Source organism: Rhodococcoides fascians NBRC 12155 = LMG 3623 (genome assembly GCF_001894785.1).
Lineage (GTDB): Bacteria > Actinomycetota > Actinomycetes > Mycobacteriales > Mycobacteriaceae > Rhodococcoides > Rhodococcoides fascians.
This window is the reverse complement of sequence record NZ_BCWW01000007.1, coordinates 182,201-206,769: the sequence shown is the minus strand read 5'-3', so window position 1 is coordinate 206,769 and position 24,569 is coordinate 182,201. Positions and strand designations below refer to the sequence as shown.

Sequence of the window (24,569 nt, the reverse complement as noted above, 5' to 3'; positions counted from 1 at the left end):
ACTACTTGGACGGAAGCGCGGCTGCCTGCGGGTCCGCCGCGACCCCGTCGTGCATGGTCAGCGCCTGACCACGCCCCAGAGTCGGCCCGCTGCCCAGCAACTGCAGAATCTGCCACGGTGCAGGAGCCGGAAGTCCGAAGCCCAATGCCGACGCTGCATCCGCACCCTCGACTCCGTAACGAACTCCCGTGTCGGCGACGAAGAAGACGCTGTCCTGACGGGTACTGGCCGTCGAGATACCGGTGCTTCGAACGAATCCGCCGCTACCCGGCGACAGATGGACCTGGTCGACCGCATCACCGCCGCCGTCCGCCTGAGCCAGTGCCACCGGTGAAGCGGTGGTATCGAGTGGCAACGACCGTCCTGCGGATTCGACCAGCTGCGCAGTCGGACCACCGTCGGCGACATCGAGTGGTGACCATGTCAGACACCCGACGGGCCTCTGGCCCGAGTCGACGATGTCGGGAGTCGTCGGTGGGAAGGTCGATATGTCGAGTCCGGACATCGTCTTGGGAGCGTCGGCCAGGACGTCGGGATTGACGGCCGCGATGTCGGGGCTGCCCTGCGAGTCGGCGAACTTGACGAGTAGGGCTGCGGTTTCGCTGATGGCTTGGATGCCGTCCTCGAGCACGACGTAGTACCGAACGTCGCGGCCGGCAACCTTGACCACGGAGCCGATAGGCCGGTTGTCGAACGGGTAGGCGGGGATCTCACCCGCTCGCGCTATGAACGGAGCCGTCACCGCAGGCGACTGCGGTACCGCGTTGAGCAGACCGGCACTGACCGGCGTCGGCGTCGCATCCTCGAGGCCCAGCGCACGAACGACAGCTCTGTCCGCCAGATCGACCGGCGACTTGGTGCCGTCGTGGACGAGATACGCCGCACCGCCCGAAGTCCACAGGAATGCCTCGGATGGGCCGAGCGCAGCCGCGTTCTCGCCGTAGCGGGGCTCCCCCACGATCACTGTCGTGGACGTGACGCCGGCGATCGGATCGACGGTGTCGCACACGGTCCACGACTCGGCCTCGCCGTCCGGGTCGTGCGGCAACGCCGACGGGGCACCGGGAATTCCGACCAGCGCACCGCGAGGTCGCGACGCCAGTTCCGACTCCTTCACCGTCACAGGGTTGTCGGGCCTTCCCACGATCAACCGCGCCGAAGCCAGGTTCAGCACCGGATGGAACACGCCGTCGACGCTGACGAACATGGCGGCCGACTCCTTACCGACCACGATCGACGCGTCGCCGATCTTGTCCTGAGGCCGAAACAGCGCCAGGGCAGCGCAGCCCGCCAGACCCACGCATGCGACGACGACACCCACCATGAGCGCGCGCGACTGCGACTTCATCGGGTCGTGCAACATCCGCGCGTCGCGCCTGATGAGGGCATGTTCCATTCGTCGGACGAGAAAGCGGTATCCGCCGACCTGCCATTTCGTCGTCGGAGTAGATGCCACGATTCCTCCCCAGGATTGTGCCGACCCGATCCCCCATCGGGTCACGCGACACAGTACAGTTCGTCCGCACCCATCGGCGACCGTGTCGGCGACGATCGATCGGGCTGCAACCTTCGGGGGGAGGGTATGTGATGACGCGTTCGAGGAGACGACGGCGCACGTCGGTCGTGTCGTTCGCCGTGCCAACTGTTCGAGGGTTGCTCGCGGCCGAAATAACTACTGTGACAACAACTCTCGCACTACTCGCGACCGACATGCCCGTCGAGTGGACGCTCACCGCCGCAGCGACGGTGTCGCTCGTACCGTTCGTCGCCTTTCGGCGAACGTCGATCGCCGGCTGGCTGGTCGTCGCTCTACGCTTCGGATCCGGCCGAGTCCCTGCCGTCGGGGTGACAACAGAACATGTCGACCCCGACGGCCGGCCCGTCGGTGTGCACTGGCAGCGCGATACCGTCACGTGCACCGTGGAGATCATTGCACCGGAACACGACACGACGGTGCTGGCGCGAACGCGAGCCGACACACGACACACGCTGCCCATCGAGGCGTTGACGTCGTGCTTTCGGCAGCACGACGTCGAGGTTGCCGCAATCGACATCGTCGCGCTCGGGTTTCGAACCGCCGACGGTTCGGTGGCCACCGACGTGTACGAGGGCCTCATCGGCCCGTTGCCCGCCGTCGCGCAGCGGACGGTGTGGGTGTCCGTCACTCTGGACGTACGGGCCAACGCCCGGGCGATGGCAGCGAGGGGCACGGGCCGGACGGGGGCGGCCCGAACCGCGGTCGTTGCAGCTCTCCGCATTGCACGCGCCTTGGAATCTCATGGACTGTCCACACGGCTGTCGACGGCCACAGAACTCCGAGCCGCGGCATTGCACCTGAGCCGCGGTGTCGACACCGACGACCTGACTCAGGTGTGGTCCTACGCTCCATTGCCCGGCGTCGCGAGTACGGGTTACGGAATCGATTGCAGCACAATCACTGTCGAGGATCTTTCGGCCTTGTGGGCGACACCGTCGCTGGGTACGACCATGTCCGTTCACCTGCGCCCCACCGACGAGCCGAGCCGCGTCCGCGTTCGTGCGTCGTGCAGATTCGCTGCGCGAGAGGCAATCTCGAGGCCCGATGTTGCTTCACTGACCTCGATGGCCGGACGTCAACGAGACGGCATTTTCGCTCAATTGCCACTGGCTGTGGCAACACACTCGGCAGTGATGCCGGTCGGAACCCTCTCGACCTCCGCACTGCAGGCCTGGGCGTTCCCGGTGAGTGGTTGCGGCCAACTACTGGGATCGGATACGAACGGAAACGGTGTGGCAGTGCGAATCTTCGGGGCGAACCTGCCGCGGGTCAGCATCGTGGGCGAGCTCTACCTCGCCCAACAGCTTCTGTTCCGAGCCGTGGCGATCGGAGCGCGAGTTGTCGTCAGAACGGACAGACCGCACGCCTGGGGAGCCCTCCGCGACGCCATCGGGGAGCCCGAGCGGTTTCTGGTCGACAGCGACCACACACGGGTGCGGCCCTCGTACGACGTCGTCGTGGTCGACTTCGCAGACGGCTCCATCTCGCTCGATCACCAATCTGTCCCCGGCGTCACTGTGATCTCGCTGACCGAGCACGAACCGCCGCATGATCCGGCGGCACCCGGGCCGACCCGACAGAGATTCGCCGCGACACTGTCGATCGTTCAGCCGCGTGCGTCCGGTGACCGTATTCGGGTGCGTTCGGGTCCCATCGACATCGAACTGACGCTGGTCACCATTCCGCAGGAAACGGCGTTCATCGGTCGACCGAGAAGTCTTCGACCCGCCGTCCGAGTCTGACAGTGTCAGCCGGGGTACCGGACGCGCGCCCGCGCGCTCGACACTGCGCCGGCCCACCACTCGAGTTGGTCGAGCAATCGCCCCAAGGAGTCGACAGCAGCGGGATCGTCGACGCCACCGGCCTCGTCGAAACGCCGACGCACGCGATGGAGTGATACCGAATCCCGTACCGACACCATGTGTAGCTCTGCGGCGATGAGGCGCAGTTGCTCGGTCGCTCGCACACCACCCGCCAGACCGCCATAGGAAACGAATCCCACTGGCTTGGAACGCCATTCGTACTTCACCGTGTCGAGCGCGGTCTTCAGCGAGCCGGGCACAGCGTGGTTGTACTCGGGAGTGACGAGGACGAACGCGTCGGCCTCGCCCACGATGCGGGTGAAACGTTCGGAGCCCTCGCTCGACGTCAAGCTGTTCGGGAGATCGAAGTCCGCGAGATCGACATCCACAACCGTGAGAGAGTCGCGCGCCGACGCCACGCTGCGTACCCAGGCTGCGACGGTGGGGCCCACCCGCCCCTCCCGAACGCTGCCGGTGACCACCGCTAGACGTATCGGCTGGATCGTGTCGGCACCGGACCCGGCGCAATCGTAGCTCATCCTTCTCCTCCACAGCATTCGTCGCCGACGATTGCCGGTCGAGTCTCCCGGGTGGCAGCATTGCGCGCGGCCAACATGTCGGCGGGTGGATAGTCGACCCGCACCAGGGCAAGTCCGCGAGCCGGGGCCACTGCCACCTCGCTCGCGCGTTCTCGACGACCGAGCAGGGAACGTGCCCAGTCGGGGGTTCGTCGTCCTTCACCGACGGCCTGCATCGCCCCGACCAGACTGCGCACCATCGACCAGCAGAACGCATCGGCGCTGACGTACGCGGTCAGTCGATCCCCCTCGCGTTCCCAGTCGAAGCGCTGCAGTTCTCGCACTGTCGTGGCACCGTCTCGCCTCTTGCAGAACGCTGCGAAATTGTGCAGTCCGATCAGTGCCTGCGATGCCTCGCGTACCGCGTCCAGATCGATCGGCCGCGGCCAGGACACGACTCCGGCGACGTCCAGAGGATCGACGCCGTAGAGCGCTGTGCCGAATCGGTACTCGTAGTGACGGCGATATGCCGAGAACCGAGCGTCGAAGTCGGGCGAGACCTCCGTTATCGCACGAACCCGGACGTCGGCGGGAAGGAAGCGCGCCATTCTTCGAATCAACCGGTCGTGCTCGTCCGGCACACCCACGGCGTCGAAATGTGCAACCTGACCGGTCGCGTGCACTCCGGCGTCGGTACGACCGGCCACCGTCAGCTCGACCGGTTGACGGAGCACAGTGGAGAAAGCCTCCTCGAGCACGCCACACACGGTTCGGATACCGGGTTGCCGAGCCCAGCCGGAGAAGTTCGTGCCGTCGTACGAGATGTCGAGCCGGTATCTGGTGGGGACCGACAAAGCGGGCCCGCCATCTCCTGAGGAAATGGCGGGCCCGCTTCGGTCGTGCTCGGAGCTCACAAGGACTAGTCCTTCTTCGCATCCTCGGCCTCGGGGGCGTCCGACGCGTGGGCGTCGTTGTCCTCGATGCCTTCGATGACTGCGTCGGCGTTGGCCACCTCGGCGTCGGTCGCGTCGGCTTCGACAGCCTCGACGACGTTGTCGTCTGCCGTGTCCTCGGCCGGAGCCTCGGTTGCGGCGGGAGCAGCCTTCGATGCCTTCACGCGGCGTGCGCGGTCGGCTTCGTTGGACACCGTCTGCTCGTTGACGAGCTCGATGATGGCCATCGGCGAGTTGTCACCCTTACGGGGGACGGTCTTGATGATGCGCGTGTAGCCACCGTCGCGATCGGCGAAGAAAGGCCCGATCTCGGCGAAGAGCTTGTGCACGACATCTTTGTTGTTGATCGTCTTGAGAACCTCACGACGATGGGCCAGATCACCCTTCTTGGCATGGGTGACGAGCTTCTCGGCGTGGGGACGAAGGCGCTTGGCCTTCGACTCGGTGGTGGTGATGCGGCCGTGCTCGAAGAGTGACGTCGCCAGGTTGGCCAGGATGGCCTTCTGGTGTGACGCCGACCCGCCGAGACGGCGGCCCTTGGTGGGCTTGGGCATGATGAATCTCCTAGTAAGAGCTCCAGCGAGCTGATTACAGCTGTTCTGTCTCGGCGTAGTCCTGCTCGGCGCCTTCGGTATCGCCGAAGGAGCCTGCGTCGGTGTCACTCCACGTGCCCGTGGTGGCGTCGTAGCCAGGCACGGTGCTCGGATCGAACGACGCGGGGCTGTCCTTGAGGGAAAGGCCGAGCGAGTGCAGCTTGACCTTCACCTCGTCGATGGACTTCTGCCCGAAGTTACGGATGTCGAGCAGATCGGACTCGGTACGACCAACCAGCTCACCGACGGTGTGAACACCTTCGCGCTTGAGGCAGTTGTAGGAACGAACCGTCAGGTCCAGATCCTCGATGGGGAGTCCGAAGGATGCGATGTGATCGGCCTCGGCGGGCGAGGGTCCGATCTCGATGCCTTCTGCTTCGACGTTCAGCTCACGGGCGAGGCCGAAGAGCTCAACCAGGGTCTTGCCCGCCGAAGCGAGCGCGTCCCGCGCGGTGATGGAATTCTTGGTCTCCACGTCGAGAACGAGCCGATCGAAGTCGGTGCGCTGTTCGACGCGGGTGGCCTCCACCTTGTAGGTGACCTTGAGCACGGGCGAGTAGATCGAGTCGACCGGAATACGGCCGATCTCGGCACCCGATGCCTTGTTCTGAACGGCGGGGACGTAGCCGCGACCGCGCTCGACGACGAGCTCGATCTCCAACTTGCCCTTGTCGTTCAGGGTCGCGATGTGCAGATCCGGATTGTTCACCGTGACGCCGGCCGGAGGCACGATGTCGCCTGCGGTGACAGCGCCGGGGCCCTGCTTGCGGACGTACATGGTGACCGGTTCGTCTTCTTCGGAGCTCACCACGAGTCCCTTGAGGTTCAGGATGATGTCGGTGACATCTTCCTTGACTCCGGGAACGGTGGTGAATTCGTGGAGGACGCCGTCGATACGGATGCTGGTGACAGCAGCGCCGGGGATCGACGACAGCAGGGTGCGGCGGAGCGAGTTGCCGAGTGTGTAACCGAAGCCGGGCTCGAGCGGCTCGATGACGAATTTCGAGCGGTTGTCGGCGATGACCTCTTCGGTCAGCGTCGGGCGCTGTGAAATGAGCATTCTGTGTTCCTCCTGTACGGGCGTCCGCTATTTGACGCCCACGTGTGGAGGCGAAGACGCATGTGAGCCTCGCGGGGAGACTCACATGCGTGCTGCGCCTTACTTCGAGTAGTACTCGACGATGAGCTGCTCCTGGAGCGGCACATCGATCTGTGCGCGCTCCGGCACCCGGTGAACCAGGATGCGAAGACGGTTGGGGACGACCTGCAGCCACGGAGCCACCGGACGATCGCCGTAGCTCTCACGGGCGATCTGGATCGGCAGGGTCTGCGCGGACTTCTCGCGGACATCGATGATGTCGTACTGCGAGACGCGGTAGCTGGGGATGTCCACTCGCTTGTTGTTCACGAGGAAGTGGCCATGGGTGACCAGCTGGCGTGCCTGACGACGCGTACGTGCGAGACCCGCACGGTAGACGACGTTGTCGAGGCGAGTCTCGAGGATGGTCAGCAGGTTCTCACCGGTCTTGCCGGCGGCCCTGTTGGCTTCCTTGTAGTACAGACGGAACTGCTTCTCCATGACGCCGTAGGTGAAGCGAGCCTTCTGCTTCTCCTGCAGCTGGAGCAGGTACTCGCTCTCCTTGATCCGCGCGCGGCCGTGCTGGCCGGGCGGGTAGGGACGACGCTCGAACGCCTGGTCGCCTCCGACGAGGTCGACGCGCAGACGACGCGACTTGCGGGTGATAGGACCGGTATAACGTGCCATTTTCTAAACCTTTCCTTCCCGCTAGACCCGACGCCGCTTGGGCGGACGGCAGCCGTTGTGCGGCTGAGGGGTGACATCGGAGATGGTGCCGACCTCGAGGCCTGCGGCCTGAAGTGAGCGGATCGCGGTCTCACGGCCGGAGCCGGGACCCTTGACGAACACGTCGACCTTCTTGACGCCGTGCTCCTGAGCCTTGCGCGCAGCGTTCTCGGCTGCGAGCTGTGCGGCGAACGGAGTCGACTTGCGCGAGCCCTTGAAGCCCACGTGTCCCGAGGACGCCCACGAGATGACGTTTCCGGCGGGGTCGGTGATCGACACGATCGTGTTGTTGAACGTGCTCTTGATGTGCGCAGATCCGTGCGGGACGTTCTTCTTGTCCCTGCGACGCGTCTTCTGCGCCTTCTTCGGACCGGTACCGCGTGCTTTGGGGGGCATTACTTCGCCTTCTTCTTGCCGGCAATGGTGCGCTTGGGTCCCTTACGGGTACGCGCATTGGTCTTGGTGCGCTGTCCACGGACGGGCAGACCACGACGGTGGCGAAGACCCTGGTAGCAGCCGATTTCGATCTTGCGTCGGATGTCGGCCTGCACCTCGCGGCGCAGATCGCCCTCGACCTTGAGGGACTCGTTGATGTAATCGCTGAGCTTGCGCAGATCGTCGTCGCCGAGATCCTTGCTGCGCAGGTCGGGGCTGACGCCCGTTGCTGCGAGAATTTCCTTGGAGCGGGTACGGCCGACGCCGTAGATGTAAGTCAGTGCGATCTCCATGCGCTTTTCGCGCGGCAGATCCACACCTGCGAGACGTGCCATGTGGCATTTCCTTTTCTTGTCCGGAGGTCTGCTCCCAGTCCGTCCCCTGTGTCCTTCTCACCGCTGGGGTGGGAAGCGTCTTTCAACAAACTCAGTGGGGCCCCGGCCTCCGTGCCGGGGGTCTGCCGCAACGCGTGTGTTGCGGTTGGTGCTGGGAGGTCATCTTCTAGCTGTTGCCAAGCCGACGTGCGTGATGCTCGGTGGTTATCCCTGACGCTGCTTGTGACGCAGGTTGTCGCAGATCACCATGACGCGTCCGTTACGACGAATCACCTTGCACTTCTCGCAGATCTTCTTGACGCTCGGCTGAACCTTCACGTCGTTGATCTCCTGTGTGTAGCTCGGACGCGCTGCGAGCAGCGGACCGAGCATGGTTCTCCCCGACCGGACATGGCCGAGGAAGCTCTTACTTGTAGCGGTAAACGATGCGTCCACGCGTGAGGTCGTAGGGCGAAAGCTCTACCACGACGCGATCCTCGGGAAGGATGCGGATGTAGTGCTGACGCATCTTTCCGCTGATGTGGGCGAGTACCTTGTGGCCGTTTTCGAGCTCAATGCGAAACATCGCATTGGGCAGCGGTTCGACAACTCGGCCCTCTACCTCGATAGCACCGTCTTTCTTGGCCATATCCTCCGCGATCCTGGCTCTCACACCTGGTTGATTGCATCTGTTTCCGTTACCGTGATGCCCACTGACCGACTCCTCGGAACCGAGTCGGAGTATCGCCGGAGGGCCGCACAGCCCTCGAGGCATGCGGACATCCGGTACGCAGGGCGCACCGTCGATCTATGTTACCGGCAAAGGCACATCTGGCCAAATGCGCGCGAAGCGGGCACGAAACGCGTCGGATGGCGACGTTAGATTAACTGAGCTAACCTTTCGTCCGCCCGCCATCGTTCAGCCACCGAGCCCGCAAGGTGCCCTCTTGAGTTCCAACCCGTCCGGCCCAGCCGTCTCCGTGATCATTCCCGTACACAACGCCAGAGATGTGCTCGACGAGCAACTACGCGCGCTCGCCCACCAGGACTACGACGGCCCGTTCGAGGTCGTCGTCAGCGACAACGGCTCGACCGACGGAGTGCGCGAGTTCGTGCAGGACCACGCACTACGGGCCCGCTTGAATCTGAAGTACGTCGATTCGTCCGGCACCCCGGGCGCGTCGCATGCCCGCAATCGCGGTGCGGAAGCAGCCGAGGGCCCGCTGCTGGCCTTCTGCGATGCCGACGACGTCGTACACCCGACATGGCTGCGGCGCATCACCGCCGAACTGAACAGCTACGACCTCGTGGGAACCGGCCTGAGCACCGAGGCGCTGAACTCCGAAGCGACGCGCGCCGCAGTTCCGTTCGCCCCACCTTCGAATCAGGGCAAGTCGCCCTTTCGCCCGTTCGTCATCGGGGCGAGTATGGCGTGCCGCGCGTCGACCTACCGAGATCTCGGCGGGATGTTCGAATTCGTTCATGCCAGCGAGGACATGGAATTCTCCTGGCGCGCACAGCAATCGGGTGCCCGCCTGCACTTCATAGCCGAGCCGCTGGTCGAATATCGTCTGCGTACCGGCTACCGGGACAATTGGAAACAGGCGGGGGCACTCGGATACGGATCGGCCCACGTCCGCGGAATGTATCGGGCTGCCGGATGCCCGCCGTTCCGAATCCGCACAATTTCCGTAGCGCTCCTCGCGCTCGCGGTACGAAACCCATTGCTGCCGACCGCACTGACTCGGATGCCGACTCGCCTCTGGCTGCGCCTGACGGCAGCCCACCTCGGACTCATCCGAGGGGGCCGCCGGTACTCGTCACTCACCTGGTGAGCGTTGACCTGGTAGTTCTAGCGAGGCCGAACCGTCAGGATTCGCGGGCCGTCCTCGGTCACCGCGACCGTGTGTTCCCAGTGCGCCGCGCGTGAACCATCGGTGGTCACCACGGTCCACCCGTCGTCGAGAATGTCGGTCTCGTAGGTACCGAGCGTCAACATCGGTTCGATGGCCAGCGTGGAACCCACCACGAGTTCCGGGCCTTTGCCCGGCGCGCCCTCGTTCGCGAGGAACGGGTCCATATGCATTTCGCGGCCGATTCCGTGGCCGCCGTAACCGTCGACGATTCCGTATTTACGACCGTGAGCATCCTCGGCCGCGTGCGTACCGGACTCGATGGCGTGGGAGATGTCGGTCAGACGATTGCCGGGGATCATCGCTGCGATCCCGGCCTCCATGGAAAGCCTCGTCGCATCGCTCAGCAACGCATCGGCCTCGATGATGTCGCCGACGCCGAACGTCCACGCCGAATCTCCGTGCCAACCGTCCAGAACGGCACCGCAGTCGATGGACACGAGATCCCCGGCGACCAACAACTCGTCCGCCGACGGAATGCCGTGCACCACGCGGTCGTTCACCGAGGAGCAGATGCTGCCGGTGAAACCGTGGTACCCCAGGAAAGAGGGCACCGCACCGGCATCACGGATGACCGCCTCGGCAACTCGGTCGAGTTCGAGCGTCGAGACCCCGGGCTTGGCTGCATCCCGTACGGCGACGAGAGCGGCACCTACCACGGCACCGGCTGCCGCCATCGCGTCGAGCTCACCAGCGCTCTTGAACGGGACAACTTTTCGTTTACGGCCGAACGCCATTACTTGCCGTGGTCCTCGATGGACTTCAGCGCGCGGGCGTTGACTTCGTCCACCTCACCGATCGCATCGACGGTGACCAGCTTGTCGGAGTAGTAGTCCAACAGCGGTGCCGTCTCGTCGCGGTATACCTTGAGCCGATTACGGATGACGTCCTCTTTGTCGTCCTCACGGCCGCGCGCCAGCATGCGGTCCACGACGACGTCCTCGTCGACGACAAAGGACAGCACTGCATCGAGACGCGCGTTCAGGTCGGAGAGGATGTCGACCAGAGCTTCGGCCTGGCCGACCGAACGCGGGAAACCGTCGAGAAGGAATCCGTTGACGGCGTCGGGCTCGGCGAGTCGACTGCGCACCATGTCCACGGTGAGTTCGCTCGGCACGAGGTCGCCCGCGTCGAGGTACTTCTTCGCTTCCAATCCGAGCGGGGTCTTCTCGCCGATGTTGGCGCGAAAGAGATCGCCTGTCGAAATGTGTGGCACGCCCAGCTTCTCGGAGAGGAGGACGGCCTGAGTGCCTTTGCCGGCACCGGGGGGACCGAGCAGAACAAGTCTCACTTGAGGAACCCTTCGTAGTTACGCTGCATCAGCTGGCTTTCGATCTGCTTGACGGTGTCGAGGCCCACGCTGACCATGATCAACACGGCGGTACCACCGAACGGAAGGTTTTGAGCTCCGCCCGAACTGCCGATGTCGAGGAACAGGTTGGGAAGCACCGCAATGGTGCCCAGGTACACCGCACCGGGCAGCGTGATGCGACTGAGAACGTAGTTGAGGTAATCGGCTGTCGGCTTACCCGGTCGGATGCCCGGGATGAATCCACCGAACTTCTTCATCTCGTCGGCCCGCTCTTCGGGGTTGAACGTGATCGCCACGTAGAAGTACGTGAAGAAGACGATCAGCCCGAAGAAGATAGCGATGTACACCGGGTTCGCCGGGTTCACCAGATACTCGTTGATGATCCGCTGCCACCAGCTCGGATCGGTTGCGGTGCTGGCGGACGTGAGCTGGGCGATGAGATTTGGTAGGTAGAGGAGCGAGGACGCGAAGATCACCGGGATGACGCCGGCCTGGTTGACCTTGAGCGGCAGATACGTGGACGAGCCGCCGTACATCTTCCGGCCGACCATGCGCTTGGCGTACTGGACCGGGATTCGGCGCTGACCCTGCTCGACGAAGACCACACCGGTGATGATGAGGAACGCTGCGAAGCAGACGAACCCGAAGACCAACCCGCCGCGGCTCTCCAGAATCGAGTTGCCCTCGGACGGGATGCGCGAGGCAATTCCGGCGAAGATCAGCAGCGACATTCCGTTGCCGACACCGCGCTCGGTGATGACCTCGCCGAACCACATCACGACGGCTGCGCCTGCAGTCATGACCAGCACGATGATGACGAGCCCGAAGATGGACTGGTCGGCGATGATGTCCTGCTGACATCCCTGGAGCAACTGGCCGCGCGAAGCGAGGGCCACCAGGCCGGTCGCCTGCAGGATGGCCAGTGCGATCGACAGGTAACGCGTGTACTGCGTCATCTTGGCCTGGCCCGACTGTCCCTCCTTGCGGAGTTCCTCGAACTTGGGGATGACGACGGTGAGCAGCTGCACGATGATGCTGGCGGTGATGTACGGCATGATGCCGATCGCGAACACCGAGAGCTGGAGGAGCGCTCCACCGGAGAACAAGTTGATCAACGAGTAGATGCCCGCCGAATCTCCACCGGAGACCTGGTCGATGCATGCTCGGACATTGGCGTAGTCGACACCCGGCGACGGCAGTGTTGCACCGAAGCGATACAGGGCCACCAGACCGAGCGTGAAGAGGATCTTCCGTCTCAGGTCAGGAGTCCTGAGGGCCGACACGAAGGCGGAAAGCAAAGATCCTCCTGGCACGACTGCGTTGACGCCGCGAGTGCTTCGTCGGGAGCGACTGATGCTCCCGTGAGCCTCACGAGCATGGACTGCGGACGACATGCGTCGACCGCATCGATACGAACTTCTCTGAACTCTAGAACTCTAACAGTGCGCATCGAACGGACCGACGGTCAGTGTTGGACCCTGGCCGATCGGTCGACACACACGACATTCCGTGTAGGCAACGATGGCCGCAGCTCAGCTACGAGAGCTGTGGCTGCGGCCATCGTCACGAACTGCTGCTCGACGCGCTGCTACTCAGCACATCGAAGCAATGCTCATACCTCGGTTGCAGAACCGCCGGCAGCGGCGATCTTTTCCTTGGCGGAGCCCGTGAACTTGTTGGCCGAGATATCGACCTTCACGGTGAGGTTTCCGTCTCCGAGAACCTTGACGAGCTCGTTCTTGCGAACAGCTCCCTTGGCGATCAGCTCGGGGATACCGATCTGACCACCCTCGGGGAACAGGCGCTCGATGTCGCGCAGGTTCACGACCTGGAACACGACACGGTTGCGGTTGGTGAAGCCCTTGAGCTTCGGGAGCCGCATGTGGAGGGGCATCTGGCCACCCTCGAAGCGTGCCGGCACGTTCTTGCGTGCGCCGGTTCCCTTGGTACCGCGACCTGCGGTCTTGCCGCGCTTGCCACCTTCACCACGGCCGACGCGAATCTTCGTCGACTTGGATCCGGCTGCGGGGCGCAGGTGGTGCAGTTTGATGGTCATGGTTAGACCTCCTCAACAGTTACGAGGTGGCGCACCGTGTTGACCAGTCCGCGGTTCTGCGGGTTGTCCTCGCGGACGACCGTCTGGCGGATGCCCTTGAGCCCGAGAGTACGCAGGCTGTCACGCTGGTTCGCCTTCTGGCCGATGGTGCTCTTGATCTGAGTGACCTTCAGCTGAGCCATTACTTCACCGCTCCTGCCTGTGCGCGTGCGCGCAGCATTCCGGCGGGTGCAACCTCTTCGAGGGTCAGGCCGCGGCGAGCCGCAACTTCCTCGGGACGCTGCAGACCCTTGAGGGCTGCGACGGTCGCGTGCACGACGTTGATGGCGTTGTCGCTACCGAGCGACTTCGACAGCACGTCGTGGACACCGGCGCACTCCAACACTGCGCGAACAGCACCACCGGCGATGACGCCGGTACCGGCGCTGGCCGGACGCAACATGACGACGCCGGCAGCGGCTTCGCCCTGGATGGGGTGGGTGATGGTGCCGGCGATCATCGGGACGCGGAAGAAGCTCTTGCGAGCCTCCTCGACACCCTTCTGGATGGCCGCGGGAACTTCCTTGGCCTTGCCGTAGCCGACGCCGACCAGTCCGTTGCCGTCACCGACGATGACGAGGGCGGTGAAGCTGAAGCGTCGACCACCCTTGACCACCTTGGAGACGCGGTTGATCGTGACGACCTTCTCGATGAAGTTCGACTTGTCCGCAGCGTTGCCGCCACGGCCGTTGTCACGACGATCGCGACCGCCACCACCGCGGTTGTCGCCGCGCTGGTTGTTGTCGCCACCTGCGTTGGGGCCACTGTTCTGTCCGGCGGGGCCGCTTCCGCCGTCACGCCGTTGACGTCCCGGCATCAGGCTGTCCTTCCGTTGTCAGTCATTGTCATCATCAGAACGTCAACCCGCCTTCGCGGGCAGCGTCTGCGAGTGCCGCGATGCGGCCGCTGTAGTTGTTGCCGCCGCGGTCGAACACGACTGCCTCGACGCCGGCTGCCTTCGCACGGCTGGCGATGAGCTCGCCGACCTTCGCGCTGACGGCCTTCTTGTCGCCCTCGAGTGCGCGCACATCGGCTTCGATGCTCGACGCGCTGGCCAGCGTGTGGCCCGCCAGGTCGTCGATCAACTGCACGTGGATGTGACGCGAGGACCGGTTGACGACCAAGCGCGGACGCTCGGGCGTTCCGGAGATCTTCTTGCGAAGGCGGAAGTGACGACGTGCCTTCGACAGGCGACGCTTCGTCGAGACGTCGGTGCCGCGCGGTGTGCGCTTGACGACGTTCGCCTTGTCTGCTGTTTGCTGGCTCATATCACTTACCCGTCTTTCCGACCTTGCGGCGGATCACTTCACCCTCGTAGCGGATGCCCTTACCCTTGTACGGGTCCGGACGCCGCAGACGACGAATGTTGGCAGAGATCTGACCGACCTTCTGCTTGTCGATGCCGACAACGGTGAATCGCGTGGGCGACTCGACCGTGAACGTGATGCCCTCGGGTGCTTCGATCAGCACGGGATGGCTGTAACCGAGTGCGAACTCGAGGTCCTTGCCCTTGAGTACGACGCGGTAACCGACGCCGTGAATCTCCATCTTGGTGGTGTAACCGTTGGTGACACCGGTGATGAGGTTCGCGACGAGAGTGCGCGAGAGACCATGCAGCGAGCGGCTCTTACGCTCGTCGTCGGGCCGAGTGACGGCGATGGTGCCGTCGTCGGCGCGGGCGATCTTGATGGGCTCGGCGACTGTCAGGCTCAGGGCACCCTTGGGGCCCTTGACCGCAACGTCCTGGCCGTCGATGGTGATATCGACGCCAGCGGGGACTGCGACCGGCAATTTTCCAATACGTGACATGGTGTGGCCTCCCCTACCAGACGTAGGCGAGGACTTCTCCGCCCACACCCTGCTTGGCAGCCTGACGCTCCGTGAGCAGACCGGTGGACGTGGAGATGATCGCCACGCCCAGGCCGCCGAGAACCTTGGGCAGATTGGTGGATTTTGCGTACACCCGGAGACCGGGCTTGGAGACGCGTCGCACGCCGGCGAGGCTGCGCTCACGGCTCGGGCCGTACTTCAGATCGACGATGAGGGTCTTGCCCACCTCGGCGTCTTCCGTGCGGTAATCGGAGATGTAGCCCTCGCGCTTGAGGATCTCGGCGATGTTCGCCTTGAGCTTCGAGTGGGGAAGCTTCACCTCGTCGTGGTACGCCGAGTTGGCGTTGCGCAGACGGGTCAAGAAGTCTGCAATTGGATCGGTCATCGTCATGGTGTGACCTGTGCACCTTTCTCGCAGCGGTTCCCATGCAGCACGCGCGGGCTGGTGCCTTCCGGTTCCGGAGAACCCATCGGGCCTGGCTCGTCACATCGTGGGCCTACAGCGAAGTGAACATGTCCTGACCGACTGTTGCCGGTCAGGGGTTGCGCTCCAAGCAATGCATCGCTGCACTGCCAGGTGTTACGAGCTTCCGCATGTTCAATGCTGACGTGCGGAGAACTCGAGGTTGCGTTTGTTGTATTGCAAGGACTCGCGTGCAGGCACGACGAAGCCCGGGCAACCGCTCTAGTGTAGGCATCGCGCACCCGAAGACCAAATCGCCTTACCATTGCGGGACAGCTCGGGTCCAGTCGGACACCCCGACGAGTACTTCTTCGCTAACGTCGGACCATGACGGACTCGAAGGCAGTCGACATCGACCACCTCACCCACACTCTGCGTGACCGCAACATCGCAGGGGTGACGATCGGCTGGGTCGACAACAACGGCATCGTCCGATCACGCACCGTGCCCACCGCAGAATTGACTGCAGTCGCACGGCGTGGAGTGGGAGTCACCGCGGTGTTCGCGGTATTCGATTCGCATGACGGGATCACATTCGCCCACGAAGGACTGTCGACGCCGTCCGGCGATGTGCGGTTGATTCCGGTGATCGAGAGCGCGTCGAGCGTGGTCGCCCTGTCCGGACAGCCGGGGCTGGCCTGGGCGCACGGACGACAGGTCTCGGCAGACGGCACACCGTGGCCCTACGATCAGCGCTCAGTTCTCGAGCGGCAGGTGCAGAAGGCGTCCGATGCCGGTTTCGAGGTACGGGCCGGATTCGAGATCGAGTTCGCCCTGACTCGCGAGTCGGACGGACTGTCCGCTCATCGCGGACCTGCCTACTCGGCGAACGCACTCCGCGATGTCGATCAATTCGTCGTTCTATTGCTCGAGGCGCTGTCTGCGAATGGCCTCGACATCGGGCAGATTCATGCCGAGTACGGCGGCTCCCAGCTGGAGATCGCATTGAGTCCACTCGATCCACTTGCTGCGGCCGACGCGCAGGTACTCGCGCGGCAGACCATCCACTCAGCGGCCAAAGCCCAGGGCCTGAGGGCAAGCTTCGCTCCCCTGCCCTCGTCGAGCAGTGCGGGTAACGGATGGCACCTACACACATCACTGGTTCGCGACGGTCACAACGCTCTGACCGGCGACGGAGAGTACGGACTGTCCGACACCGGGCAGGCGTACATCGCGGGCCTCGTTCGAGAACTCCCGGGACTCACTGCCATCACGGCACCGAGTTCGGGGTCACTGCTGCGTCGTCGACCGGGGTACTGGGCAGGTGCCTTCGGATTCTGGGGCGTCGAGAACCGCGAAGCTGCAGTGCGACTCGTACCGGCCACGCCCCTTCTCGGCCCGGAACACACCAACGTCGAGTTGAAGGCGTGCGACGCGTCCGCCAATCCGTACCTGGCGCTGGCCGTCACGATCGCGGCCGGTCTGGCGGGAGTGGTGGATTCGGCGCAATTGCCGCCTCCGGTCCAGGAGGACGTAGGAGGTTGAGACGATGCTCGTCGGGATGCCGCGGGAATCTCGCCTCTCGCAACGACCCACGCGCAGCAGCGCGAAGACCTCCTGTCGTCCGTACTGGTCCGAGACGTGTTGGGCATGGAACTTCTGGGCGCGTTCGTCGCCTGCCGGGACGCCGATGCCACGTGGGCGGAGAGTCATACCGAGGACGAACTGCTCGAATCGTTGCGTTGGATCTACTGAGATGCTGCGCAGGTTCGCCGGGGCAACCACCATCGTCTCGGCCCTCGATCATGCTCTGCCGCAACCGGATCAACTCTGCGGACCGTTCTCGGCATCGGTTGCGCTGACGGCCGTCATGGGCGACGACGCACCGGGCGTGACGGCACTCGCGGTCGCGTCGAGGTCCGCGATCTGGCCGGGTGCAATCGACTCGGCCCGTCCTCCCGGAACCCCCCGAATCACCGACGGGTGGGATCTACTGCCGCGAGCCGCATCGATCGACGCAGCCGGGACCACGGCAGCAGGTCTCACGGAGGGCATCGAGACCGCGACCGATCACCGCGTCGCCGTGGTTCCCATCGTGGGGCCCTCCGTCGAGCGATTGCGTCTGCTACTCGACCGGCTTGCCGACGGGCCTTTCCGCTTCGCATCGTTGGCGAATGTACATACTGCAGAGTTGACCGACTTCGACTGGAACGTAGGACATTTCGTGACCGTCTGGGGATTCGATCCAGTCGAGGACGTAGTGGCGATTGCCGACACCTACCGGGAACTCGGAGACCCGGACATGCCGCCTGGATGTAGAACCGTCTCCACCGATGCCCTCGCGTCGGCGATGTCCGAGCGTGGCCTGCTGCTGATCGTCGACAGCCCGGATCATCATGCGGCGGTGGATCTGGTCCGCTCTCTGGATCTACGACACGACGTGTGGTCGGTGTGAAAGTCAGGATCTGAGCAACGCAAAATGGGCGTGGGTTCCTTTCGGAACCCACGCCCATCAGCGTGGTGTGGTGAAGCCCGGAGGCCTCAGATCACCAGGAGCTCTTGCGAACTCCGGGAAGCTCTCCGGCGTGTGCCATTTCGCGCACGCAGATACGGCAGAGGCCGAACTTGCGGAACACGGAATGGGGACGGCCGCAGCGGTTGCAGCGAGTGTATGCACGCACCGCGAACTTCGGCTTCTTGTTGGCCTTGTTGACCAATGCCTTCTTCGCCATGGACTCAGTTCTCCTTGAACGGGAAGCCGAGGTGCTTGAGCAGCGCGCGGCCTTCTTCGTTGTTGGTTGCGGTGGTTACTACGGTGATGTCCATGCCGCGCGGACGGTCGATCTTGTCCACGTCGATCTCGTGGAACATCGACTGCTCGTTGAGGCCGAACGTGTAGTTTCCGTTGCCGTCGAACTGCGTGCCCGAGAGGCCGCGGAAGTCCCTGATTCGGGGAAGGGCAATGGAGACCAGACGGTCGAGGAACTCCCACATGCGGTCGCCACGGAGGGTGACGCGTGCGCCGATGGGCATTCCTTCGCGCAGCTTGAACTGTGCGATGGACTTGCGAGCCTTGCGGATCTCCGGCTTCTGGCCGGTGATGGCAGCGAGGTCTGCAACTGCGCCGTTGATCAGCTTGGCGTCACGGGCGGCGTCGCCGACACCCATGTTGACGACGACCTTGACGATGCCGGGGATCTGCATGACGTTCTCGTATGCAAACTCGGTGTTCAGGGCGTCTTTGATCTCAGCGCGGTAGCGCGCCTTGAGGCGGGGCTGTTCGCCCGCGATGTTCTCGGTGGTAGTCATCTCAGATGTCCTTCCCGTTCTTGCGGGAAACACGAACGCGCTTGCCGGATTCTTCGTCGGTCCGGTAGCCCACGCGAGTGGGGTTTCCGTCCGAGTCGACAACTGCGACGTTCGATACGTGGATCGGGGCTTCCTGAGTGACGATGCCACCCGAGGATGCGCCGCGCTGGTTGGCAGAGACCGCGGTGTGCTTCTTGATGCGGTTCACGCCTTCGACCAGGACCTTGGAGTCAGCGGGGTAGGCCTGAATGACCTTGCCCTTGGCACCCTTGTCCTTGCCTGCGATCACGAGAACGGTGTCGCCCTTGTGCACCTTCATTTACAGCACCTCCGGGGCGAGCGAGACGATCTTCATGAACTTCTTCTCACGCAGCTCGCGGCCGACCGGGCCGAAGATGCGGGTTCCACGGGGGTCGTGGTCCGGCTTGATCAGCACCGCAGCGTTCTCGTCGAAACGGATGTACGAGCCATCCGGACGGCGACGCTCCTTGACGGTGCGGACGATGACGGCCTTGACGACCTCACCCTTCTTGATGTTTCCACCGGGAATGGCGTCTTTCACCGTAGCTACGATGATGTCGCCGATTCCGGCGTAGCGACGTGACGAACCACCGAGAACGCGGATGCAAAGGATTTCCTTCGCGCCCGTGTTATCAGCGACGCGTACTCGCGACTCCTGCTGAATCACTAACTTCTCCTTGACCTGGATGTACGTACGTGCCGGATTTCCGTCCCGACACGCGCGGTCGGCTGCCGAGAGCGGGCGCACGAAGACACACCGCTGCCACAGGCAACCGGTCAAGTGTAGGGGAACGCCGATGCCAGAGCCAAATCGCCGTCACGGAAACGTGCTCGCCCCCTACGTGTCGGACCTTGTCGGTACGGTTCGGAGATGGGGCAACAGGGGTGGGCGGGGAGCAGCTGTGACCGGGAACGGTGAGACCACAGGCTGGTGGTCGAGTCTTCCCGCAGATCGAGTGACTCGACTTCGCGGGGCGTCCGAACGCGAGCTCGCCGAATCCGCGAACCCGCTCCCCGCCGACGCACCTGCGATCGTCTTCTTCACTGTCGACGAGTCGGCATCTCATCGTTCGGCAGACCTGGTCGAGATGGTGGTCACGTCGCTGGAGACCGCAGCGGTCCACTCGACCGCGCTATGGCTCCCCGAGTTCGAGCACAACGCAGGGACCTCCACGTTGGAGCGGCGTGCCGCTCGCACGTCCGCCGTTCGCCTGGCTGCCGACTCGGCACACTTCGGTCCCTACATAGCGGCTCTGGCCGAGTCGGCCTCCTCGGGACGGCCGATACGCCGGCCGGTGTTCACCGTCGAGACCCGCGCGGCAGGTTCGGCGCGAGCTCTCGCGGCAGCTCACGGCCGCGACGTTGTCGCTCTCGTGCTGGTCGTACCCGACGCCGTGGACGCCGACTTCGTGTCGACCGCAGCGGAATGGCTGTGTGCTCACGCACGGGCGGGCGTGTGGCTCACCGGCGGTGGGTCGTCGAGGATGGACAGATTCCCGTCCGTGTCGGTGCGCGCACCCGAAGTGCCTGCCGGCGTCAGCACTGTCCTCGATCGCTTCCGGCCGTTGAGCTATCCGCCGATCGCCGGACACCCACACCCGGCGAGCGATCCGGAGAAGCGCCTGTACAGAGCGCTGGACCAGCACGAATGGGCCACCGGTCGAGAGCACAATCGCTCGATTCGGCTCGGCGAACTCAGCCGTCCGTTCACAGTCGACGTACTGTGGCGCACCGAGAGAGTCATCGTGGAAATCGACGGCGACGAGCACCGTGCCGCCCAGCGCTTCGCCGAGGACCGCGTGCGCGACAACCAGCTGCAGACACACGGGTACATAGTGTTGCGGTTCACCAACGCTCAGGTGATCGACGACCCGCACCGCGCTGTGGCTACCATCCGCGAGGCAGTATCGAGAAGACGATCGAAGGGGGATCCTCGATGAGTACCGAAGACCTGAACGGCACCGAAGCAGCAGTACTGCTCGTTCTGATGGCCGAAGCGAGTCCGGTGAAGAACAGCGTCCTCAAGGGACTCGGCCCCGAATTACCTAAGGCTTCCCGCGACAAACTGAAGAATGCGGGATTGATCGAGGTCGATTCTTCGGTGCGCCCGATGACCCTGGAGCTGACCGACAAAGGGTGGCGCACCTGCGGTGAGCTCATGGGCGGTGAACCACCGGCTCGGTCGACAGGCGCAGGCAAGGCCATGTTCACCGTGTTGGCAGGGTTACGTCGCTGGCTGGATCGCACCGACAGCCGTCCGGCCGATGTGTTCTCGCCCCGCGGGGACGAGACCGCCCCCCTCGACAGCTCCGAGAAGGCCGACAAGACCGTCGACATCGAGGCCTCGATTCGCACCGCGTACGCGTCGCTCGCACGTGAACCCGGTAGCACCGTTCGGCTGTCTCGCTTGCGAAACGAGTTGCGAGACATACCTCGTGCCGATCTCGACGATGCACTCGCACGGCTGCGCCGCGCCGCGGACGTCTCGCTGATACCCGAGGAAAACCAGAAGACGCTGACCGACGAGGAACGCGCTGCGGCCGTCGTCGTCGGTAATCAGCAGAACCACCTTCTCTCGATCGAATCATGATGGGCGTGAACTCCACGATGACGGACAACGAGCAGATCCGGGCTCTGGAATCGGTACGGCTGAGCTGGGCCCCGACCCCCGACGACGTGTGGCGTTCGCAGTCCAACGTGCACGTTCCCGGCATGCACGAGCGGGTGTTCCTCGAGGTGATGAACGCCTACGAGGACGCGGAGACGTCGGATGACGCCAGTCCGCTCGGAGTCGTCGTACGCGGGCCGGCCGGATCCGGCAAGACGCATCTGCTGGGGCAGGTGCGCGAGGAGGTGCAGCAGAAGGGCGGGTACTTCTTCCTGATCAGGCTGCTCGACGCCGCGGGCTTCTGGCGGTCGACTCTCATGGGGATGCTCGACGACCTGATGCGGCCCTCCGGCCAAGGATCCGACAGCCAACTCGCACTTCTGTTGCGTCGCTTGTGCACGATCGGTGACATTCCCGACGAACAACGCGCAAAGATCATGGGCGAGAACATGATCGACGCCGAGACGCTGAACGACTTCGTCACCGCCGTATACAAGGTCCACCCCCGACATCGGCGTACCTCGCAGCACACGCTGCGCGCCTTGGTGCTGTCCATCGCCCCCGATTCGGCCGTCCAGGATCTCGGTGACGCATACCTGCAGTCGATCGACGACGTCGATGCCGAAGAATTCTCGCCCTGGGGAATCCGCCGGGCCGAGCTCGGTCACCAAGGCATTGCCGAGAACATCTCACGACTGCTGGCCATCACCGGTCCGACAATTCTCGCGATAGACCAGATCGACACGTTGGTCGCGCAATCCCGAACGGGATCGGATCAGGAGTTCGCCGACGCACAGGAAGACAAGGTCGTCGAGCAACTGGCGCACGGTCTGATGTCGCTGCGCGAAACGCTTCCTCGCACCGCGTCGGTACTCTCGGCTCTGTCGAGCGCGTGGGAGTTGATCGCCGCCCGCGGCGTGGCACCGATGCGCGACCGCTTCCGAGTGACGCAGCCTCTCAAGCCGATTCCGTCGTCCGACATCGGACGCCTGTTACTGGGACGACGTCTAGCGGCGTGCTTTCTCGAGGCAGGCTTCACCCCGCCGCATCCGACGTGGCCGGTGGCACCCGACGCATTCGAGCAGGCCCCGGACTTCACTCCGCGGCAGCTGCTGATCGCGGTCGACCGTCACATCAGGCACTGCCTAGACACCGGCGTCGCGTCGGAGTTGGAGAGTTTCACGGACAAGTCCGGGCCCGCGGATGCGCAGGACCTCCCCAAAGCACGGGTCGACGAACTCGACATACTCGACGATCGCTACGCAGCACTGCGCAAACAGGTCGACGTCGCCATTCCGCTGAAGCCCGACAGTGAGGACTCGATCGTCCCCGCACTCCTGTCTGCGGGCCTGACCGCGTGGATCCACGAGCATCAGTCCTCGGACGACAGCCTTGCCCAGGACCCACCTCCGAGCGGCAAGCCTGCCCTGCATGCCAGGCTGCGACATACCGTCGACACCGATACGGACGACGAGGAGCACTGGTGCTTCCGCGCGGTCACCTCCGGCAATGCCAGGGCCGCGTTGGCCCGTGTGGAGCGTGCGGTGACCACGGCCGGCCTCAGGGCAGACATGCCGAAACGGCGACTGATCCTCATCAGAAACGACCCGTGGCCCAATGGCGCGAAGACCGAGCAGACCGTCGCCGCTCTGCGACGTGCAGGCGGCATTGTCGTGCCGTTCGGCGACGAGGACCGCAGGGCCTTGGCGGCTCTGTCGGTGCTGCTGGCCGAGAACTCCCCCGCTCTCACGTCGTGGTTGCTCGCGCGCAAGCCCGCACACGAGGTCGAACTGTTCTCCTCCGTGTTGCCTGCAGTCAGCGTCGTCGACGACGACACCGCATTGATCGAACCCGAGAACACCGTCGCGGCCGAACCGATTGCGAGCCGCCGGCCGTCGATCGTCGCCGGGTCGGAAGTGAGCACCGGTGCGGACGTCGCAATCCAACTCGAGGCGCTCCGTAAGCACACAGCGATCTTCGCGGGTTCCGGATCAGGGAAGACGGTACTGATTCGCCGACTGGTGGAAGAATGTGCGCTGCAAGGTGTTTCGGCGATCGTGTTGGACGTCAACAACGACCTGGCTCGCCTCGGCACCGCGTGGCCCGAGGACGAACGGACGTGGCCGCCGGGCGACGAGGCCAAGGCGGCGGCGTATCTACGCGACACCGACGTCGTGGTGTGGACGCCCCGCAAGTCGGCGGGCCGACCGCTGAGCTTTCAGCCACTGCCCGATTTCGTCAGCGTTCTCGGTGATGCCGACGAGTTCGATTCCTCCGTCGAATCCGCATTGGCGTCGCTCGAGCCCGCCGCCGGCGTCCTGGGTACTTCCCAGAAGGCGAAACACGGCCGCGCAGTGCTGAAGTCGACGCTCGATCTCTTCGGTCGACGCCCACAGGGCGGCACGCTGGCGGACTTCATCGACCTGCTCGAAGAATTGCCCGAGGACACCAGCGACCTGCGCGATGCCGTACGGATCGCGCAGGGACTGGCCGAAAATCTGAAGGCTGCCGTGGCCAACGACCCCATGTTCGCAGGGGCGGGCACCCCGGTCGACCCGGCAGTGCTGCTGACTCCGGCCGACGGAAAGAAGGCCCGAGTATCGGTGATCAATCTGGCGGGCCTGACCACCGACGAGCAGAAGCAGAGCTTCGTCAATCAGCTGCAGATGGGCCTGTTCTCCTGGATCAAGAAGAACCCGGCGGGTGACCGGCCGCTCGGCGGACTGTTCGTGATGGACGAGGCGCAGAACTTCGCCCCCTCCGATCGCACGACCGCAGCGACACACAGCACACTTGCGCTGGCGTCGCAGGCGCGTAAGTACGGTCTCGGTCTCGTATTTGCCACGCAGGCACCGAAGGGGTTGCACAACCGCATCGCCGGAAACGCGTCGACGCAGTTCTACGGACTGCTCAACAGCCCGTCCCAGGTCGAGGCGGCCAAGGAGATGGCCCGCGTCAAAGGCGGCTCGGTACCCGATGTCGGCCGTTTGCCCGCGGGGCAGTTCTACGCTGCCGTCGAGGGCGCAGAGTTCCGGCGAACCGCCACTCCCCTGTGCCTGTCCTACCACCCGAAGAGCCCGCCGACCGAGGAAGAAGTCATCGAACTCGCGCGTTCCTGACAG

Annotated in this window: 30 protein-coding genes; 7 read left to right on the top strand and 23 right to left on the bottom strand. The window is 64.2% G+C overall.

What is annotated here, in order from left to right:
* Position 1: 1 nt before the first annotated feature.
* Positions 2-1,456, bottom strand: a complete 1,455-nt coding sequence (eccB, locus tag RFA01S_RS16185; RefSeq protein WP_032393433.1) for a type VII secretion protein EccB — start codon at positions 1,454-1,456, stop codon at positions 2-4.
* Between eccB and eccE the strand changes: the two genes are divergently transcribed.
* Positions 1,450-3,279, top strand: coding sequence for a type VII secretion protein EccE (gene eccE, locus RFA01S_RS16180; protein ID WP_081371350.1), 1,830 nt, complete (start codon positions 1,450-1,452; stop codon positions 3,277-3,279). The two genes, eccB and eccE, sit on opposite strands and share 7 nt — an antisense overlap.
* A gap of 5 nt (positions 3,280-3,284) precedes the next feature.
* Here eccE and RFA01S_RS16175 read toward each other — a convergent pair whose 3' ends face one another.
* The 9 genes from RFA01S_RS16175 to infA form a co-directional block, all read right to left on the bottom strand.
* Positions 3,285-3,878, bottom strand: a complete 594-nt coding sequence (locus tag RFA01S_RS16175; protein ID WP_052060840.1) for an NADPH-dependent FMN reductase — start codon at positions 3,876-3,878, stop codon at positions 3,285-3,287.
* On the bottom strand, positions 3,875-4,771 hold the full coding sequence (gene truA / locus RFA01S_RS16170) for a tRNA pseudouridine(38-40) synthase TruA (protein ID WP_032408026.1): 897 nt from the start codon (positions 4,769-4,771) through the stop codon (positions 3,875-3,877). Before truA ends, RFA01S_RS16175 begins: the two co-directional genes overlap by 4 nt.
* A gap of 5 nt (positions 4,772-4,776) precedes the next feature.
* Positions 4,777-5,364: a 50S ribosomal protein L17 gene (gene rplQ, locus RFA01S_RS16165; protein WP_027496333.1), complete on the bottom strand. Its 588-nt coding sequence runs from the start codon at positions 5,362-5,364 to the stop codon at positions 4,777-4,779.
* 34 nt (positions 5,365-5,398) lie between these two features.
* A complete protein-coding gene (locus RFA01S_RS16160; protein ID WP_027496332.1) occupies positions 5,399-6,463 on the bottom strand; it encodes a DNA-directed RNA polymerase subunit alpha in 1,065 nt (354 codons plus the stop codon).
* A 99-nt stretch (positions 6,464-6,562) separates the two neighbouring features.
* Positions 6,563-7,168 (bottom strand): 30S ribosomal protein S4, encoded by a 606-nt coding sequence (rpsD, locus tag RFA01S_RS16155; protein ID WP_008718223.1) that lies wholly within the window; start codon positions 7,166-7,168, stop codon positions 6,563-6,565.
* Between the two features lie 21 nt (positions 7,169-7,189).
* Positions 7,190-7,603 (bottom strand): 30S ribosomal protein S11, encoded by a 414-nt coding sequence (rpsK, locus tag RFA01S_RS16150; RefSeq protein ID WP_027496331.1) that lies wholly within the window; start codon positions 7,601-7,603, stop codon positions 7,190-7,192.
* Positions 7,603-7,977, bottom strand: a complete 375-nt coding sequence (gene rpsM, locus RFA01S_RS16145) for a 30S ribosomal protein S13 (protein WP_027496330.1) — start codon at positions 7,975-7,977, stop codon at positions 7,603-7,605. Before rpsM ends, rpsK begins: the two co-directional genes overlap by 1 nt.
* Positions 7,978-8,181: 204 nt before the next feature.
* Positions 8,182-8,295, bottom strand: a complete 114-nt coding sequence (rpmJ, locus tag RFA01S_RS16140; RefSeq protein ID WP_025347279.1) for a 50S ribosomal protein L36 — start codon at positions 8,293-8,295, stop codon at positions 8,182-8,184.
* A gap of 88 nt (positions 8,296-8,383) precedes the next feature.
* Positions 8,384-8,605, bottom strand: coding sequence for a translation initiation factor IF-1 (infA, locus tag RFA01S_RS16135; RefSeq protein ID WP_005140011.1), 222 nt, complete (start codon positions 8,603-8,605; stop codon positions 8,384-8,386).
* Positions 8,606-8,903: 298 nt separating this feature from the next.
* Here infA and RFA01S_RS16130 point away from each other — a divergent pair, with 298 nt between their 5' ends.
* Positions 8,904-9,791 carry a glycosyltransferase family 2 protein gene (locus RFA01S_RS16130; protein WP_032373892.1) on the top strand — a complete coding sequence of 296 codons (888 nt, stop codon included), beginning with the start codon at positions 8,904-8,906 and terminating at the stop codon, positions 9,789-9,791.
* Between the two features lie 17 nt (positions 9,792-9,808).
* On the opposite strand, the gene map is transcribed toward RFA01S_RS16130, so the two are convergent.
* The 9 genes from map to rpsH form a co-directional block, all read right to left on the bottom strand.
* Positions 9,809-10,606 carry a type I methionyl aminopeptidase gene (gene map / locus RFA01S_RS16125; RefSeq protein WP_027496329.1) on the bottom strand — a complete coding sequence of 266 codons (798 nt, stop codon included), beginning with the start codon at positions 10,604-10,606 and terminating at the stop codon, positions 9,809-9,811.
* Positions 10,606-11,160, bottom strand: a complete 555-nt coding sequence (locus RFA01S_RS16120) for an adenylate kinase (protein WP_032408027.1) — start codon at positions 11,158-11,160, stop codon at positions 10,606-10,608. Before RFA01S_RS16120 ends, map begins: the two co-directional genes overlap by 1 nt.
* Positions 11,157-12,479 carry a preprotein translocase subunit SecY gene (gene secY / locus RFA01S_RS16115; protein WP_027496327.1) on the bottom strand — a complete coding sequence of 441 codons (1,323 nt, stop codon included), beginning with the start codon at positions 12,477-12,479 and terminating at the stop codon, positions 11,157-11,159. Before secY ends, RFA01S_RS16120 begins: the two co-directional genes overlap by 4 nt.
* A 314-nt stretch (positions 12,480-12,793) precedes the next feature.
* Positions 12,794-13,237, bottom strand: a complete 444-nt coding sequence (gene rplO / locus RFA01S_RS16110) for a 50S ribosomal protein L15 (RefSeq protein ID WP_027496326.1) — start codon at positions 13,235-13,237, stop codon at positions 12,794-12,796.
* 2 nt (positions 13,238-13,239) lie between these two features.
* Positions 13,240-13,419 carry a 50S ribosomal protein L30 gene (rpmD, locus tag RFA01S_RS16105; protein ID WP_008718256.1) on the bottom strand — a complete coding sequence of 60 codons (180 nt, stop codon included), beginning with the start codon at positions 13,417-13,419 and terminating at the stop codon, positions 13,240-13,242.
* The gene (gene rpsE / locus RFA01S_RS16100) at positions 13,419-14,093 is read right to left on the bottom strand and encodes a 30S ribosomal protein S5 (protein WP_032365630.1); all 675 of its coding nucleotides are present in this window, start codon (positions 14,091-14,093) and stop codon (positions 13,419-13,421) included. The genes rpmD and rpsE overlap by 1 nt, the downstream gene beginning before the upstream one ends.
* 34 nt (positions 14,094-14,127) lie before the next feature.
* On the bottom strand, positions 14,128-14,544 hold the full coding sequence (gene rplR, locus RFA01S_RS16095) for a 50S ribosomal protein L18 (protein WP_032365631.1): 417 nt from the start codon (positions 14,542-14,544) through the stop codon (positions 14,128-14,130).
* Between the two features lies 1 nt (position 14,545).
* The gene (rplF, locus tag RFA01S_RS16090; protein WP_027496323.1) at positions 14,546-15,085 is read right to left on the bottom strand and encodes a 50S ribosomal protein L6; all 540 of its coding nucleotides are present in this window, start codon (positions 15,083-15,085) and stop codon (positions 14,546-14,548) included.
* A gap of 13 nt (positions 15,086-15,098) precedes the next feature.
* A complete protein-coding gene (gene rpsH, locus RFA01S_RS16085) occupies positions 15,099-15,497 on the bottom strand; it encodes a 30S ribosomal protein S8 (RefSeq protein WP_008718266.1) in 399 nt (132 codons plus the stop codon).
* A 399-nt stretch (positions 15,498-15,896) separates the two neighbouring features.
* Between rpsH and RFA01S_RS16080 the strand changes: the two genes are divergently transcribed.
* Positions 15,897-17,054 carry a type I glutamate--ammonia ligase gene (locus tag RFA01S_RS16080; RefSeq protein WP_202902223.1) on the top strand — a complete coding sequence of 386 codons (1,158 nt, stop codon included), beginning with the start codon at positions 15,897-15,899 and terminating at the stop codon, positions 17,052-17,054.
* 211 nt (positions 17,055-17,265) lie between these two features.
* A complete protein-coding gene (locus tag RFA01S_RS16075) occupies positions 17,266-17,964 on the top strand; it encodes a DUF6885 family protein (protein WP_032408028.1) in 699 nt (232 codons plus the stop codon).
* A 91-nt stretch (positions 17,965-18,055) separates the two neighbouring features.
* Here the strand turns inward: RFA01S_RS16075 and RFA01S_RS16070 are convergent, their stop codons facing one another.
* Genes RFA01S_RS16070 through rplN form a run of 4 tightly spaced genes read right to left on the bottom strand, consistent with a single transcriptional unit; the run spans position 18,056 to position 19,506 of the window.
* Complete coding sequence (locus tag RFA01S_RS16070) at positions 18,056-18,241, bottom strand: type Z 30S ribosomal protein S14 (RefSeq protein WP_008718273.1); 186 nt, start codon at positions 18,239-18,241, stop codon at positions 18,056-18,058.
* A 4-nt stretch (positions 18,242-18,245) separates the two neighbouring features.
* Positions 18,246-18,818 carry a 50S ribosomal protein L5 gene (gene rplE, locus RFA01S_RS16065; protein WP_008718275.1) on the bottom strand — a complete coding sequence of 191 codons (573 nt, stop codon included), beginning with the start codon at positions 18,816-18,818 and terminating at the stop codon, positions 18,246-18,248.
* A gap of 1 nt (position 18,819) precedes the next feature.
* Positions 18,820-19,137 carry a 50S ribosomal protein L24 gene (gene rplX / locus RFA01S_RS16060; RefSeq protein WP_008718278.1) on the bottom strand — a complete coding sequence of 106 codons (318 nt, stop codon included), beginning with the start codon at positions 19,135-19,137 and terminating at the stop codon, positions 18,820-18,822.
* On the bottom strand, positions 19,138-19,506 hold the full coding sequence (gene rplN / locus RFA01S_RS16055) for a 50S ribosomal protein L14 (protein WP_027496320.1): 369 nt from the start codon (positions 19,504-19,506) through the stop codon (positions 19,138-19,140). It abuts the gene before it with no gap.
* 235 nt (positions 19,507-19,741) lie between these two features.
* Here rplN and RFA01S_RS16050 point away from each other — a divergent pair, with 235 nt between their 5' ends.
* Genes RFA01S_RS16050 through RFA01S_RS16040 form a run of 3 tightly spaced genes read left to right on the top strand, consistent with a single transcriptional unit; the run spans position 19,742 to position 24,566 of the window.
* Positions 19,742-20,779 carry an endonuclease domain-containing protein gene (locus RFA01S_RS16050; RefSeq protein ID WP_032408029.1) on the top strand — a complete coding sequence of 346 codons (1,038 nt, stop codon included), beginning with the start codon at positions 19,742-19,744 and terminating at the stop codon, positions 20,777-20,779.
* Entirely contained in the window at positions 20,776-21,429 is a 654-nt protein-coding gene (locus RFA01S_RS16045) for a hypothetical protein (RefSeq protein ID WP_032365634.1), read from the top strand. Before RFA01S_RS16050 ends, RFA01S_RS16045 begins: the two co-directional genes overlap by 4 nt.
* Positions 21,430-21,446: 17 nt before the next feature.
* Positions 21,447-24,566: a helicase HerA domain-containing protein gene (locus RFA01S_RS16040; protein WP_032408157.1), complete on the top strand. Its 3,120-nt coding sequence runs from the start codon at positions 21,447-21,449 to the stop codon at positions 24,564-24,566.
* Positions 24,567-24,569 lie beyond the last annotated feature (3 nt).

What these genes read in the sequence shown, in the direction of transcription:
- eccE (WP_081371350.1), top strand. Translation starts at nt 1,450, where the DNA reads ATGCCACGATTCCTCCCCAGGATTGTGCCGACCCGATCCCCCATCGGG.
- RFA01S_RS16175 (WP_052060840.1), bottom strand. Translation starts at nt 3,878, where the DNA reads ATGAGCTACGATTGCGCCGGGTCCGGTGCCGACACGATCCAGCCGATA.
- rplQ (WP_027496333.1), bottom strand. Translation starts at nt 5,364, where the DNA reads ATGCCCAAGCCCACCAAGGGCCGCCGTCTCGGCGGGTCGGCGTCACAC.
- RFA01S_RS16160 (WP_027496332.1), bottom strand. Translation starts at nt 6,463, where the DNA reads ATGCTCATTTCACAGCGCCCGACGCTGACCGAAGAGGTCATCGCCGAC.
- rpsD (WP_008718223.1), bottom strand. Translation starts at nt 7,168, where the DNA reads ATGGCACGTTATACCGGTCCTATCACCCGCAAGTCGCGTCGTCTGCGC.
- rpsK (WP_027496331.1), bottom strand. Translation starts at nt 7,603, where the DNA reads ATGCCCCCCAAAGCACGCGGTACCGGTCCGAAGAAGGCGCAGAAGACG.
- rpsM (WP_027496330.1), bottom strand. Translation starts at nt 7,977, where the DNA reads ATGGCACGTCTCGCAGGTGTGGATCTGCCGCGCGAAAAGCGCATGGAG.
- infA (WP_005140011.1), bottom strand. Translation starts at nt 8,605, where the DNA reads ATGGCCAAGAAAGACGGTGCTATCGAGGTAGAGGGCCGAGTTGTCGAA.
- map (WP_027496329.1), bottom strand. Translation starts at nt 10,606, where the DNA reads ATGGCGTTCGGCCGTAAACGAAAAGTTGTCCCGTTCAAGAGCGCTGGT.
- rplO (WP_027496326.1), bottom strand. Translation starts at nt 13,237, where the DNA reads ATGACCATCAAACTGCACCACCTGCGCCCCGCAGCCGGATCCAAGTCG.
- rpmD (WP_008718256.1), bottom strand. Translation starts at nt 13,419, where the DNA reads ATGGCTCAGCTGAAGGTCACTCAGATCAAGAGCACCATCGGCCAGAAG.
- rpsE (WP_032365630.1), bottom strand. Translation starts at nt 14,093, where the DNA reads ATGCCGGGACGTCAACGGCGTGACGGCGGAAGCGGCCCCGCCGGACAG.
- rplR (WP_032365631.1), bottom strand. Translation starts at nt 14,544, where the DNA reads ATGAGCCAGCAAACAGCAGACAAGGCGAACGTCGTCAAGCGCACACCG.
- rplF (WP_027496323.1), bottom strand. Translation starts at nt 15,085, where the DNA reads ATGTCACGTATTGGAAAATTGCCGGTCGCAGTCCCCGCTGGCGTCGAT.
- rpsH (WP_008718266.1), bottom strand. Translation starts at nt 15,497, where the DNA reads ATGACGATGACCGATCCAATTGCAGACTTCTTGACCCGTCTGCGCAAC.
- RFA01S_RS16080 (WP_202902223.1), top strand. Translation starts at nt 15,897, where the DNA reads ATGACGGACTCGAAGGCAGTCGACATCGACCACCTCACCCACACTCTG.
- RFA01S_RS16075 (WP_032408028.1), top strand. Translation starts at nt 17,266, where the DNA reads ATGCTGCGCAGGTTCGCCGGGGCAACCACCATCGTCTCGGCCCTCGAT.
- RFA01S_RS16070 (WP_008718273.1), bottom strand. Translation starts at nt 18,241, where the DNA reads ATGGCGAAGAAGGCATTGGTCAACAAGGCCAACAAGAAGCCGAAGTTC.
- rplE (WP_008718275.1), bottom strand. Translation starts at nt 18,818, where the DNA reads ATGACTACCACCGAGAACATCGCGGGCGAACAGCCCCGCCTCAAGGCG.
- rplX (WP_008718278.1), bottom strand. Translation starts at nt 19,137, where the DNA reads ATGAAGGTGCACAAGGGCGACACCGTTCTCGTGATCGCAGGCAAGGAC.
- RFA01S_RS16045 (WP_032365634.1), top strand. Translation starts at nt 20,776, where the DNA reads ATGAGTACCGAAGACCTGAACGGCACCGAAGCAGCAGTACTGCTCGTT.
- RFA01S_RS16040 (WP_032408157.1), top strand. Translation starts at nt 21,447, where the DNA reads ATGACGGACAACGAGCAGATCCGGGCTCTGGAATCGGTACGGCTGAGC.